At 70.4% G+C, this 13133-nt stretch carries 13 protein-coding genes; 2 read left to right on the forward strand and 11 right to left on the reverse strand.

Translation table 11 applies throughout. The annotated features are described in order from the left end of the window. Positions 1–105: 105 nt before the first annotated feature. The 9 genes from BJ992_RS23520 to BJ992_RS23560 all read right to left on the reverse strand — a co-directional run bounded on the left by BJ992_RS23520 (position 106) and on the right by BJ992_RS23560 (position 8273). On the reverse strand, positions 106–1005 hold the full coding sequence (locus BJ992_RS23520) for a sirohydrochlorin chelatase (protein WP_184984508.1): 900 nt from the start codon (positions 1003–1005) through the stop codon (positions 106–108). A gap of 153 nt (positions 1006–1158) precedes the next feature. Further along, entirely contained in the window at positions 1159–2271 is a 1113-nt protein-coding gene (locus BJ992_RS23525; RefSeq protein WP_184984510.1) for a GNAT family N-acetyltransferase, read from the reverse strand. A 90-nt stretch (positions 2272–2361) separates the two neighbouring features. Beyond that, positions 2362–3531: an ABC transporter permease gene (locus tag BJ992_RS23530; protein ID WP_184984512.1), complete on the reverse strand. Its 1170-nt coding sequence runs from the start codon at positions 3529–3531 to the stop codon at positions 2362–2364. Continuing rightward, entirely contained in the window at positions 3528–4421 is an 894-nt protein-coding gene (locus BJ992_RS23535; protein WP_184984514.1) for an ABC transporter ATP-binding protein, read from the reverse strand. Before BJ992_RS23535 ends, BJ992_RS23530 begins: the two co-directional genes overlap by 4 nt. Next, positions 4414–4725, reverse strand: a complete 312-nt coding sequence (locus tag BJ992_RS23540; protein ID WP_343072818.1) for a winged helix-turn-helix domain-containing protein — start codon at positions 4723–4725, stop codon at positions 4414–4416. The genes BJ992_RS23535 and BJ992_RS23540 overlap by 8 nt, the downstream gene beginning before the upstream one ends. Further along, entirely contained in the window at positions 4722–5165 is a 444-nt protein-coding gene (locus tag BJ992_RS23545; protein WP_184989484.1) for a hypothetical protein, read from the reverse strand. Before BJ992_RS23545 ends, BJ992_RS23540 begins: the two co-directional genes overlap by 4 nt. Before the next feature lie 305 nt (positions 5166–5470). After that, positions 5471–6094, reverse strand: a complete 624-nt coding sequence (locus BJ992_RS23550) for a LutC/YkgG family protein (RefSeq protein WP_184984516.1) — start codon at positions 6092–6094, stop codon at positions 5471–5473. After that, positions 6091–7491 carry a lactate utilization protein B gene (locus tag BJ992_RS23555; RefSeq protein ID WP_343072819.1) on the reverse strand — a complete coding sequence of 467 codons (1401 nt, stop codon included), beginning with the start codon at positions 7489–7491 and terminating at the stop codon, positions 6091–6093. Before BJ992_RS23555 ends, BJ992_RS23550 begins: the two co-directional genes overlap by 4 nt. Further along, the gene (locus BJ992_RS23560) at positions 7488–8273 is read right to left on the reverse strand and encodes a (Fe-S)-binding protein (protein WP_184984520.1); all 786 of its coding nucleotides are present in this window, start codon (positions 8271–8273) and stop codon (positions 7488–7490) included. Before BJ992_RS23560 ends, BJ992_RS23555 begins: the two co-directional genes overlap by 4 nt. 214 nt (positions 8274–8487) lie before the next feature. Between BJ992_RS23560 and BJ992_RS23565 the strand changes: the two genes are divergently transcribed. Continuing rightward, positions 8488–9507 (forward strand): LLM class F420-dependent oxidoreductase, encoded by a 1020-nt coding sequence (locus tag BJ992_RS23565; RefSeq protein WP_184984522.1) that lies wholly within the window; start codon positions 8488–8490, stop codon positions 9505–9507. Positions 9508–9570: 63 nt separating this feature from the next. Here the strand turns inward: BJ992_RS23565 and BJ992_RS23570 are convergent, their stop codons facing one another. Continuing rightward, on the reverse strand, positions 9571–10233 hold the full coding sequence (locus BJ992_RS23570; RefSeq protein ID WP_184984524.1) for an alpha/beta fold hydrolase: 663 nt from the start codon (positions 10231–10233) through the stop codon (positions 9571–9573). 231 nt (positions 10234–10464) lie between these two features. On the opposite strand from BJ992_RS23570, the gene BJ992_RS23575 reads away from it, so the two are divergent. Then, positions 10465–11145, forward strand: coding sequence for a hypothetical protein (locus tag BJ992_RS23575; RefSeq protein WP_184984526.1), 681 nt, complete (start codon positions 10465–10467; stop codon positions 11143–11145). Positions 11146–11153: 8 nt separating this feature from the next. On the opposite strand, the gene BJ992_RS33935 is transcribed toward BJ992_RS23575, so the two are convergent. Further along, on the reverse strand, positions 11154–13112 hold the full coding sequence (locus BJ992_RS33935) for a WD40 repeat domain-containing serine/threonine protein kinase (RefSeq protein ID WP_221474949.1): 1959 nt from the start codon (positions 13110–13112) through the stop codon (positions 11154–11156). Positions 13113–13133 lie beyond the last annotated feature (21 nt).

Raw genomic sequence — 13133 nt, forward strand, 5'->3', positions numbered from 1 at the left:
GCAGCCCAGCCCCTTCCCGGCGTCGTCCCGGCGAACTCTAACGATCTACCTCCGGGTCGCCGTACCCCGGCCCCGCGCGCGTGGCGTGACGCCGGGCCGGCCCCGTCAGACCAGGCCCTCCGCCAGTGTCGGCTCCTCGCGCGGCAGCCGGTGGACCACGGCGAGCAGGCCGGCGTCGCGCGCGGTCCACTCGGAGCCGGCGGGCTCGGCGGCCAGCGTCTCCTCGTACCGCTCGATGATCACGTCGGCGAGGCCCTCGCAGTCGCCGATGACCTCGGCGAACCGCACGTCGAGATCGGTGTGGCCCGCGGCGTACGCCAGCGCCTCGGCCCAGATGCGCTCCAGCACACCGCCGGCGAACAGCAGGTACGGCAGCACGACGACGCGCCGCGCGCCGAGGCGGCGGCACCGCTCGATGCCCTGCGCGACGCTCGGCGGCGCGTCCGACACGTACGCCGTCTCGACGGTCAGCAGACCGGCGGCGTGGGTCTCCCAGAACAGCCGCGACACCCGGTGCACCTCGGCGTTCTCGGCGGTGTCGGCCGAACCGTGGCCCACCAGCACGACGGCGGTCTCGGCCGGGGACACCGGCTCGCGGTGCGCCTCGCCGTGGTCGTCGCCGACGGCGGCCAGGCGCGGCATCTCGGCGAGCGCGTCGGCCAGCCGCTCCCCCATCAGGGCGAGCACGCGCGGCGAGGCGGCGAGCGAGCGGCCCTGGTCGCAGGTGAGGGTCGGGTGCGCGAGCTGGGCCCGCCGCACCGCCGCCTCGACGTCGCCGGTGCCGTACAGCGTGAGGGGGATCGTGACCAGCCGGTGGTGACCGCGCGCCACCAAGGAGGCCACCGAGTCGCTCATCGTGGGACGGCCCCTGGCGATGAAACCGCCGGAGACATCGGCCGCGACGCCGTCCAGCCGGCACCGCAGGCGATGGACGAACCGGCCGAACTCTGCCGCGCCGGTGTCGTCGTGGGCCCCGTGCCCGATGAGCAGAAGCGGCGGCTTCATATGATCTCCGATACGTTGACCTGCGAAAACGATGGGTCGGGTCGCGAGGATATCGGAATCTGCCAGCTCATGGGCCTGCCTTTGCCCAGTAATGGGCCCGAACGATCCGCCGGCGTTTCCCTGGTTCACCTGGAGTGTTCTGACGTCACAGGGTCACCAGCGGTGTTCCTCTTTGAGCAGGCTGAAAAGCACGGCGTCCGACAGCCCGTCCCCCACCGGGAGAGCCCGCCGCAGCACCCCCTCCTCGGTGAAACCGGCCTTCTTGGCGACCCCCTGGCTGTTGACGTTGCCGACGGCCGCGAGGAGCGTGACGCGGTGGAAGCCGCGCATCATGAGGTAGGTGCTGACCGCGCGGGCCGCCTCGCTGGCGTAGCCGCGGCGGCGGGCCCACGGGGAGATCCAGTAGCCGATCTCGACGTCGCCGCGTTCCCAGTCGGCACGCTGCACGCCGACCGAGCCGACCAGCCGGCCGCCGGTCTTCGGCTCGATCGCGAACTGCACGCCGTTCACCGAGTCGGCGTGCGCGTACCGGGTGCACCAGTCGTACGAGCGCTGCATGTCGTACCCCTCGGCCCACGGCATCCAGCGGCGGATCTCGGCGTCGTGCTCGACGGCGGCGAGCACGTCGGCGGCGTCGGTGCCGGTGAAGGGACGCAGGACGAGGCGCTCGCTCTCCATGCGGACACCGGTGCCGAAGCCGCGGCCGTTCATCGTCGGCGGCCCCATGGACAGGTCACCGGAGAGCAGGCCGAAGATGACCAGGTCGTGGGGGCCGTCGTCCTCGTAGCCGGCGCCACGCAGCACACCCTCGCGGGTGAAGCCGGCCTTCTCCGCGACCCGCAGCGACGAGGTGTTGTCGAGGTTGGCCCGCAGTTCCACCCGCCGCAGGCCCCCCTTGGTGAGGGCCCACTCGGTGAGCGCGGCGACGGCCTCCGGCGCGAAGCCGCGGCCCCGGTAGGCGGGGTGGACGCCGTACCCCACCTCGGTGGTGCCGATGCCCCAGACCGTACGGAACAGGCTGATCGCCCCGATGACGGTGCCGTCCGCGACCATCGCGAGATGGATGCCCTGGCCGGACCGCCACAGCTCGTGCACGCCGTACGCCAGCCACTGCGAGATCCCCGCGACGTGCCCCGGAGCCCCCGGCGGCAGGAACTGCACCCCCGACTCGACGATGACCCGGATGCGGTCGGCGTCCTTGGGGCCGAAAGGCCGAAGGACCAGCCGTCGCGTGGTGATCGTCAAGTGCTCATCGAAACCGGTCAAGGCAATCCCCCCTGTGCGGACATATCAGCTCACCGCACATGGGGGGTGCTCCGCAACCCGGCGGGCCCGTGGCGGCACCCGCCGGAGAGGTCACGCGGCCGTGCCGAACAGGTCGCGCAGGCGGACCCGCGCGCCGGTGCGCAGCACCGCGCGCTGGTACACTTTGCCGCCGAGCGCCAGCACCGCGGCGGCGGCCACCACCATCAGGCCCATGGCGAGCGCCGTCTCCCACACCGGGACCGCCATCACGGCCGTGCGGACCGGCATCACCATGCCGGAGAACGGCGGCACGATCGACAGCACACGGGTCAGCGGCGCCTCCGGCGTGCGGGCCGCGAAGAAGCCGATCAGGTAGCTCGCCATCAGCAGCATGGTGGCCGGGGTCAGCACGCCGCTGAGCTCCTCCTGCCGCGACACCGTGGACGCGATGGCCGCGAACATCGCCGCGTAGAAGACGTATCCCAGCAGGAACCACAGCACGGCGTTCGCCACCACGCCGTACATGCCGGCCGGCATGTCAGGGACGGCGCCGGTGACCTGGGCCGCGCCGAGACCCACCACGGCGATGACCAGCAGCTGCGCGAGGCCGAGCACACCGAGGCCGAGGGTCTTGCCGGTGAGGAGCTGCCACGGCCGTACCGCGGTCAGCAGGATCTCGACGATGCGGCTGCCTTTCTCCTCGACCACCCCCATGGCGACCCAGGTGCAGATCTGCATCAGCAGCATGAACAGGATGACGACCATGGTCATGGCGAACACCAGGCGGACACCGGCCTCCTCGCCTGTGCCGTTCAGCATCACCGGGGTCAGCGGGGTCACCTGCTGGGCCTGCTGGACCTTGGCCGGGTCCAGCCCGGCGCTGACCAGGCCGGCCTCGGTGGCGACCACGCGGTGCGCGGTGTCCAGCATGACCGACAGGTCGCCGTCGAGCACGCTCTTGGAGATGACCTTGTCACCGGTGACGGCCGCCTCGACCTTGCCGTCCTGTACGGCCGCGCGCGCCGCGGTCTCGTCGGGGTAGCGCTCGAACCGCATGGTCGTGTCGTCGCGCTGCGACACCTGCGCCGACAGTGCCTCCGCCATGCGCTCGGCGCTCGGGCCGGAAAGGCCCACGACGTACTCGGACGGGCCGCCGAGGATCTTCGGCAGCGAGGCGAGGACGCCGATCAGCACGGCGGTGACGAGCAGGCCGTACCGGAAACCCTTGGTGCGGCCCCGCACGCTGATCTCGCGGCGGGCCACCAGCAGGACGGTGTTCACGCGACCACCTCACGGAAGATCTCGGCCAGGGACGGCTCCTGCCATCCGAAGTGCTCCACCCGGCCCGCTCCGGCGGCGACCCGCAGGGCCTCCTGGTCGTCGGACGGCATGAGGACGACCTCGTCGCGGCCGGCGCCGTCCTGTGCGCTCTTGGCGACGACGGTGCCGGGGAGGCGGTCGGCCCAGCCGGGGTCCGCGCCGCTCACCACGATGCGCAGGCGCTTGCGCGACTCCCGTGCGCGCAGGTCCCCTACCGTGCCACCGGCGATCATCGTGCCGGCCTTGATGATGCCGACCGAGTCGCACAGCCGTTCCACCAGGTCGAGCTGGTGGCTGGAGAACACCACCGGCACGCCTTTGGCGGTGCGCTCGGCGAGCACCTCGGCCAGCGCGTCCACGGCGATCGGGTCGAGGCCGGAGAACGGCTCGTCGAGGACCAGCAGCTCCGGATCGTGGATCAGCGCGACGGCGAGCTGCACGCGCTGCTGGTTGCCGAGCGAGAGGCTGTCGACGTCGTCGTCGCGGCGCTCGGTGAGGCCGAGCCGCTCGATCAGCGCGTCCGCGGCGCTCCTGGCCGCCGCGGGGGCCATGCCGCCGAGCTGACCGAAGTACGTGATCTGCTCGGCGACCCGCATCTTGGCGTACAGGCCTCGCTCCTCAGGCATGTAGCCGAACCGTCTGCGGGTCTCGAAGCCGACCGGCTTGCCGCGCCATTCGACCTCGCCGCCGTCGCCGGACAGGACACCCATGATGATGCGCATCGTGGTGGTCTTTCCGGCGCCGTTGGCGCCGACGAAGCCGAACATCTGGCCCTCGCCGACGGACAGGCTGACGTCGTCCAGAGCGATCTTGTCGCCGTATCTCTTCTTGAGTCGTCTCACCTCAAGCATGGGGGGATCCCTTCATGATCATCTCTAGGACGGAGACATATTCCTGGAAGGCCGCGCGGCCCTCCGGGGACAGCGAGTACCAGGTGCCGGGCTTCTTGCTGATGAAGACCTTCTCGACCTTCACGTAGCCGGCCTCTTCGAGCGTGAGCATGTGCTTGGACAGCAGGGAGTCGCTGACCTCGATGGTGTCGCGCAGGAACCGGAACTCGACCCGGTCCGCCGCCGCCAGGGCCGCCATGATCGACAAGCGCACCGGCGTGTGGATGAGCGGGTCCAGCCCGTGCCGCGGATGCGCTCCGGTCACCGCTCCCCCGCCCACGGCCGCAACCGCCAGGCCCCGTACAGCACCGGCACCGCCGCGGCCCCCGCCACCGCGACCGCCGCCACCACCCACCAGCCGGTCGGCTCGTCCGGCAGCACGTACGACCCGGCCAGGGCCGCGCCGACCATCGTCCCGAGCCAGGTGAACGTGATCACGTACTGCAACCGGTCCATCCCGGACCCGTGCACCCGCTGCCGATGGATGAAGACGAACGACCCGGCTGTCAGCACCAGCCACGCGATCGCCGCCGCCATCCGCACCGTGCTCCCGCCGAGGAACATCAGGCTCCAGTAGACGACCGCCGAGACCCCCCAGAACAGGTACAGCCACCCGACCCACCGGCTCGACCGCCGCACCTTCCCCCGCATCCGCTCGATCTCTTCGAGCGCCTGACCCGCACTGAAGCTCTCACCCATGTTCATGGGCTGTCCTCCCGTTCGACCGCTCAACACGCTATCAAGCACTCAACTCCCATTCAAGTACTTTCCACCGGCCCAGACCCTGCCACCTGAAAGTGACGGGTGAGCCGCCGTACCACGGCGCCGATCTCCTCGAACCACCCCTCGCCGTACCGGCGCCGAACAAAGCCCCCAAGCCACCGAAAATCCCCCCACCACACAGCAACCCCCCGCCACACAGCGCCGCCAACGCCGACGCCAATGCCGACGCCACCCGACGCCACCTCACCCACCGCCACCGATACCGGCGCCGCGACGGCGGGAACCGGTTACGGCGAATCCGGCGCCGTCGTACGGCGGGTCGCCACGATGACATTCAGGGTGCGGGGACCGTGGACGCCTTCGACGCGGTTGAGTTCGATGTCGCTGGTGGCGGACGGGCCGCTGATCCAGGTCAGCGGCCGGTGAGGGTCGAGGGCCGCGACGGCCTCGGAGAGGCTTGGCACGATCTGGTTGTCGGTGAGCACGCACAGGTGGTAGTCGGGGAGCAGGGTCAGCGCTCGCCGGCCCTGGCCGGGGCCTCCGTCCAGCACGATCGTGCCGGTCTCCGCGACCGCGACGGCGCACGTGCTGACGACCCCGTCCACCCGGTCCAGCTCGACGACGCTCAACGGCGGCTCGTCGCGCAGGAACGACGAAGGCAGCCAGTCAGGAGGAAAGCCCTCAGGGACGACGACCCGCCGTTCCCCGAGCACCTCGGCGACCGTGGCGCGAACCTCCTCGGCCGGCACCACGTGCACGACGGCCCGGTAGTCCCGTAGCCGCTCGACGAACAACTCAAGCAGTCCGCCAGACGGCCGGACCCACTCATGCGGCCCGGCAGAGGGGACCTCAGGAGCCCCGGCGACCGCGGCCCGGACGGCCGCGAGGATCCGGTCCCTGGACGAACTCATCGGCCCTCACGCTCCCACCACTCCCGGAACGACTCCGCCGGCACCGCCGGCACGTCCCGCGTCTGCGTCCACGCCGACCCCGGCCCCGGGAGCCACCGCCGAGGTACGAACCGCCGCATCCGGGACATCACTCGCTGAACTCCCCGCAGCCGCGAGGCCCGCGAGAACACCCACCCGGCGGCGCGCATCCCGGCCCGTTCCCCGGCAGGATGCGGCCCCCTGGCCCGCAGATGCACCAGCACCTCGGGAATGTCGATCGCCACCGGACACACGTCGTAACAGGCCCCGCACAGGCTGGACGCGTACGGCAGCGACGCGTCCAGCTCCGACGCCGTCCCCCGCAGCTGCGGTGTGAGGATGGCCCCGATCGGCCCCGGGTACACCGACCCGTACGCGTGGCCCCCCACCCGCTCGTACACCGGGCAGACGTTCAGGCAGGCCGAGCACCGGATGCACCGCAACGCCTGCCGTCCCACCTCGTCCGCCAGCACCCGCGTGCGGCCGTTGTCCAGCAGCACCAGATGGAACTCCTGTCCCTCGACTCCGGCCGTCCAGGTGGAGGTGTACGGATTCATCCGCTCCCCGGTGGACGAACGCGGCAGCAACCGCAGGAACAGATCGAGATCACGCCAGGTGGGGAGCACCTTCTCGATCCCCACCACGCTGATCAGCGTCTCCGGCAGCGTCAGGCACATCCGTCCGTTGCCCTCGGACTCCAGCACCACCAGCGTGCCGGTCTCCGCGATGACGAAGTTGGCCCCGGAGATCCCCACCTTGGTGGACAGGAACCGTTCCCGCAGATGCAGCCGCGCCGCGTCCGCCAGCGTCGCGGGCTCGTCGGTGAGCCCGTCCGGCGCCGGCCGTCCCCATCGGGCCATGTTCTCCTGGAAGATCTCCCTGATCTCCGACCGGTTGCGATGAATGGCAGGCACCAGGATGTGGGACGGCAGATCGTCCCCGAGCTGCACGATCAGCTCGGCGAGGTCCGTCTCGTACGCCGTGATCCCCGCCTGCGCCAGGGCCTCGTTGAGCCCGATCTCCTGCGTGGCCATCGACTTGACCTTGACCACCTCGCGGTGCCCGGTGTCCTCGACCAGCCGCGTCACGATGGCGTTGGCCTCGGCCGCGTCCGCGGCCCAGTGGACGTGGCCGCCGGCCCGCGTGACGGCCTCCTCGACCTGCAGCAGGTACCGCTCCAGGTTGCGCAGCACGTCGTCCTTGACGACCTTCCCCGCGGCGCGCATCGCGGCCCAGTCCGGCACCTCGTCCACCACGGCGGCCCGCCGTCCCCGGATGGTGTGCGTGGCCTTACGCAGGTTGAACCGCAGCTGCGAGTCCTGCACGGCCTCCTCGGCGGCCCGGGGAAACGCCGGCATCCCGACGAACGTCCTGCTCACCGCCGTGCCCCCAGGTCCTCCGTGCTCGCGAGTATCTCCGCCAGGTGCATGACCCGCACCCCGGACCGCTGCCGCCGCAGCGCTCCCCCGATGTGCATCAGGCACGAGTTGTCCGCGGCGCACAGCACCTCGGCCCCGGTGTCCATCACGTGACCGATCTTGTCGGCGCACATCGCCGCCGACACCGCCGCGTTCTTCACCGCGAACGTCCCGCCGAACCCGCAGCACTCGTCCGCCTGCGGCAGCGGCACCAGTTCCAGCCCCCGCACCGCCTCAAGCAGCCGCACCGGCCGGTCCCCCACCCGCAATCCGCGCAACGAGTGGCACGTCGGGTGATAGGTCACCCGATGCGGAAAACAGGCCCCCACATCGGTCACCCCGAGCACGTCCACCAGGAACTCCGACAGGTCGTACACCTTAGGCGTCACCTCGGCCACCGCCTCAGCGAACCGCGTGCGTCCCCTGTGCACCCGCGTGAACGCCTTCGCTCTTGTGGCCCCCATGCCGGCCGCCAGCTTCGGGTACTGCTCGCGCACCATCGACGCGCACGACCCTGACGGCGAGACCACCGCGTCGTACCGACCGAACACCGAGAGGAAGCCGCGCGCCAGCCGTACCCCCTCGTCGCGGTACCCGGTGTTGACGTGCATCTGCCCGCAACAGGTCTGCTCCTGCGGAAAGTCCACGTCCACCCCGAGCCGCCGCAGCAGCGAGACGACCGCCTTGCCGGTGTTTGGGAACAATGTGTCGTTGACGCATGTGACGAACAGGGCGACCCGCATCCCGCAGCCCTTTCCTGGAACCCGTCCCGGCCGCCACCCGCGGAGACCCACCGCCGTGAGCACGCATCCAAAGCCCGGGACGGCGCGGGACATACCGTACGGTCCCCGACCCTACTCCACCGATCTCCCCCGTCCTCGGCCCCACCTCTCACCCCTTCGATCTAGAACGTGTTCTAATTACCCGCAGCGCCACCAAGGCACCCAGGGAGCGGACATGAGCGACGACCTGCGACTCGGCCTCAACCTCGGCTACTGGCAACGCCACGCCACCGACGCCACCGACCTCGTCCAGGCCGCGGAACGCCTCGGCTACGACTCGGTCTGGACCGCCGAGGCCTACGGCTCCGACGTCTTCACCCCTCTGGCCTGGTACGGAGCCCGCACCACCCGCATCAAACTCGGCACGAGCGTCGCGCAGATCTCCGCACGCTCCCCCGTGACCACCGCCATGACCGCCATGACCCTGGACCACCTCACCGGTGGCCGCCTCCTGCTCGGCATCGGCGCCTCCGGCCCCCAGGTCGTCGAAGGCTGGTACGGCCGGCCTTTCCCCTACCCCTTGGCCCGCACCCGCGAATACATCGACATCATGCGCAAGGTCTGGCGCAGAGAGGCCCCCGTCACCAACGACGGCCCCCACTACCCCCTTCCGTACCCCGGCGGCACCGGCCTCGGCAAACCCCTGAAACTCATCACCCACCCGTTGCGTCCCGAAATCCCCGTCTACCTAGGCGCGGAAGGCCCCAAGAACGTGGCCCTCGCCGCCGAACTCACCGACGGCTGGCTTCCCCTCTTCACCATCCCCCAGCAGATCCCGGCCCTGTACGGCGACTCCCTGGCCAAAGCCTCCCCCGGCTTCGACATCGCCGCCATGGTCCTCGTCATGGTCACCAACGACCTCCGCGAGGCCCTGGACACCGTGAAACTCATGCTGACCCTGTACATCGGCGGCATGGGAGCCAGATCCAAGAACTTCCACGCCGACATCATCAGCAGAATGGGCTACGCCGAAGCAGCCGAGAAGATCCAGCACCTCTACCTGACCGGCAAGAAAGACGAAGCCTTCAAAGCCATCCCCGACACCCTCGCGGACGACATCTCCCTCCTCGGCCCTCCCGCCAGGATCCGCGAACGCCTCCGGCTATGGCGAGACTCCCCGGTGACAACCCTGCTCGCCATGGGCCCCCACGACGAGCCGGCACTCCGCACCGTCCGCGACCTGGTACTCGGCTGACGGAAACCCCGCGGAGAATCCATGTCACGCAAGCGTGGAACGACGGAGGGAACGACGCTCACATCAGGCGCCGAGGAACGCGTCCACGGTGGTGTGGAAGGCATTCGGGTCGGTCGAATGGACCAGGTGGCCGGTGTCGAGGGTGGTGAGGTGGGAGCCGGGGATCAGAGGGGCCAGGAGTTCGGCTCTGACGTGGCTTCTCTGGCCGCCGGAGATTATCAGGGTCGGGGTGGTGATCTGGGACAGGGCTTTGGGCCAGGTGGGGTCCGGAGTGGTGAACTGGGCTTCGGTCTGGTGGACCATCTGCCAGTCGAAGCCGGTGGAGTCGTCCTCCTCCACCGGGGGACGGATCATGGGGAAGGGGGGTGGGGGGTCCTCCAGGACGAGGCGGTCCAGGCGGTGGGGGTGGGTCATGGCGAAGTGGTAGGCCACCACACCGCCGAGTGAGTGGCCGATGACGGTGGCGCGGTCGAGTTTGAGGTGGTCGAGGAGCGCGCGGAGGTCTTGCGCCATGGTGGGGAAGCTGTAGTCGCCGGTGTGCTCGCTGGCGCCGTGGCCGCGCAGGTCGACGGCGTAGACGCGGTGGCGGCCGGCGAAGTAGGGGATGGAGGTGCCCCAGTCGGTGTGGTTGGCGGTGCGGCCGTGCAGGAGGATCAGCGGTGGGCCGGTGGTGCCTTCCATCCAGTAGGCCAGGCCGACGCCGTTGACGTGTGCCGTGATCAGCATCCGCTCATGGTAATCACCACGTACCTGACATTTCATTACCCAAGGTAAGCGTCTCTGCCGTTTGGACAGGTCCAGGCCCCGCACGACCGGGGATTCCGCCGACGGCGGAGCATGGGGATCTTCTGAGCTCCGGGGTCGATTAGGCCGCTTCAGGAGTGGATACAAGTCCATCAGGCGTCGCGCCGCTTCACGCGGATTGGCTGTGCCCGCGCATGCCGAAAGGAGACCGACATGCGCTACGCGCGGTACGCGGTGGGGAGGGCGGCGATCGGCGTCTATCTCGCGCTCGCCGCTCAGATCGCGACCTTGACGTGCCTGGTCGTCTTCGAAGAGGTGCGCGGCAGGCAACTCGCGCGCCAGGTCGCGGTCCTCGGCACCGACCCCCGCGTCCCGGAGACCCAGCCCCTGGTCGGCGCGGTGACGTGGTTCGCCGTCCTCGTCCTGCTGGCCCTCGCCGCCACCGTGGCCGCCGGCTGCTCGTACTTCTCCTGGCTCCGCCACGCCGGCGCCACCCCCGGCACGATCGCCATCGCCTGGTTCGTCCCCGTACTCAACCTCGCCGCCCCCGCACTGCTGCTGTACAAACTGCGCGAGGACGCGACCGGCATCCGAGACGCACGCCGCGTCTCCTGGCTGGCCCTGCTCGCCGCCTGGTGGGCCTCCTGGCTCGTGACCTTGTTCCTCATCGTCACCCACCTCCCCGTCTTCCGCCCCTCCACCACCCACTCCCTGACCGGCCTCGGCCCCACCGAACTCACCGTCGCCGTCCTCGCCGCCGTACTGTGCGCCGCCACCGTCCGCGAGGTCACCCGCGCCAAGTGGAACGCACGCCCCTCCGGCCTCGCCCCCCGCCTCAAGCTGCTGCCGGTGCTGCGCTCCCTACCCCGGCACACCTACCCGGCCGGAGAGTAGTTCCCGGCTCACGGCTGCCAGAGGCGGATCTTGCCGTCGGTGCCGCCGGTGGCGAGGAGGTCGCCGTTGGGGTGGAACATCAGGGACGAGACGGTGCCGGGGTGCGGGAGGGGATTGCCGATCAGCCGGCGGGAGGTCATGTCCCACAGGCAGACGACGCCGGTGGCGCCGGTGGCGAGCACGGAGCCGTCGGGGGTGAAGGCGATCGCCTGGACGGGTGCGGCGTGGCGTCTGGGGAGTTTGGTGATGGCGGTGACGGTGGCGGGGTCCCAGAGGGAGACGATGGAGTCGTCGTCACCGGAGACCAGGACGCGGCCTTTGGGGTCGAAGGCGAGCGCGGTGATGAGGGACGGGTGCTTCACCGGCGGATCGATGGGGGTCGCGGAGCTTATGTCCCACAGTTGCAGTTCGCTCACGTCGCCAAGTCTGCTGGCGCTGGCGAGGAGTTTGCCGTCGGGGCTGTAGGCCAAGGCGTCGGCGTCGTTGCCTTTACGGGGGAATCCGATGAGCCGCTCACGGGTGGCGGTGTCGTAGACGCGGAGCTGGAAGTCGTAGTTGTGGAAGACGGCCAGCCGTTTGCCGTCCGCACTGAACGCCATGCGCCGTGCGTAGTCCCCTGAGTCCTCCAGAGTGAGATCGCCGATGAGCCGGCGGTCAGGCGTCCACAGCCGCAGCGAGTGCTTCTCACTGGTGTCGCTCGTGGCGGGGATCACGCCGTTGACGGCCAGCACGGTGCCCTGCGGGCTGAGCAGCAGTTTCGGTGTGGGCCCCGCTCCGGTGGTGAACGGACGGCCGACCGGCTTGCCGTCGAGGACGTTCCACCAGCGGACGACGTCGTCGGCGCTGGCGCTGATCATGGTCTTGCCGTCGGAGGTGAACACCAGAGAGGTGATCGTGGAGCTGTGGCCGGGGAAGTCGGCGGCCAAGGGTGCGGGGGTGCTCCAATCGGGGCCGGTGCGGCGGGTGAGGAGGTAGGTCGTGGGGACGGCGGTGAGCACAGCGGCGGCGCCGAGGCCGAGCAGGACACGGCGGCGGGTGACGACGGGACGGCGCATGAGGGGCTGTGCGGGCCGGCGGACCGGCGGGAGGGTCCTGGCCGGCTCGCCGGTGCGGTCACGGCGGATGGGGCGGGTCGGTTCGGCGGGGGTGGTCAGTTCGGTCAGGGACGCGGCGGCGGTGGCGGCGGTGGGACGGGAGGCGGGATTCTTGCTCAGCAGAGCCCGCAGCAGGGGGTGGAGCGGGCCGGCGTGGGTCATGGGGGCGGGTTTGCCGCGGTTGACGGACATCAGCAGTGCGGCGGGGGTGGGGGCCTCGAACGGGGGACGGCCTTCGACCGCCTTGTAGAGGGTGGCCCCCAAGGCCCACATGTCGGAGGCGGCGGTGGCGGCGGCGCCGTCGATCTGCTCGGGGGCCATGTACGCCGGAGTGCCGATCATGAGGCCGGTGGGGGTGAGGGTGGTGTCGCCTTCCAGGGAGGCGATGCCGAAGTCGGTGAGGACCACCCGGTCGCCTTCCAGGAGGATGTTGGCCGGTTTGACGTCGCGGTGCACGATGCCGGCGGCGTGCGCGGCGGCCAGTGCGGAGGCGACCTGTGCGCCGATGCGAGCGGTCCACTCGGGGGACAGCCGGCCGCCTTCCTCCACGATCTGGTCGAGTGAGGCACCCGCGACGAGTTCCATGACGATCCATGGCAGGCCCCGCTCGTCGGTGAGCAGGTCGTGGACGGTGATGATGCCGGGGTGGCGCAGCCGTCCCGCCGCCTGGGCCTCGCGTTCCACCCGGGCCACCAGCTGGCCGCGCGCCTCGGAGCGGATGCCGTGGGGCAGCCGCAATTGTTTGATGGCGACATCACGCCGCAGCCGTTCGTCCACCGCCTGCCAGGCGGAGCCCATGCCGCCTTCGCCGAGTAATCGCACCAGCCGGTACCGGCCGGCCACCACCGTTCCGACGTCCTCCGCCACAATCATCAGCAAATCACGCGAACACCC

Source organism: Sphaerisporangium rubeum, assembly GCF_014207705.1.
GTDB classification, from domain to species: Bacteria; Actinomycetota; Actinomycetes; order Streptosporangiales; family Streptosporangiaceae; genus Sphaerisporangium; species Sphaerisporangium rubeum.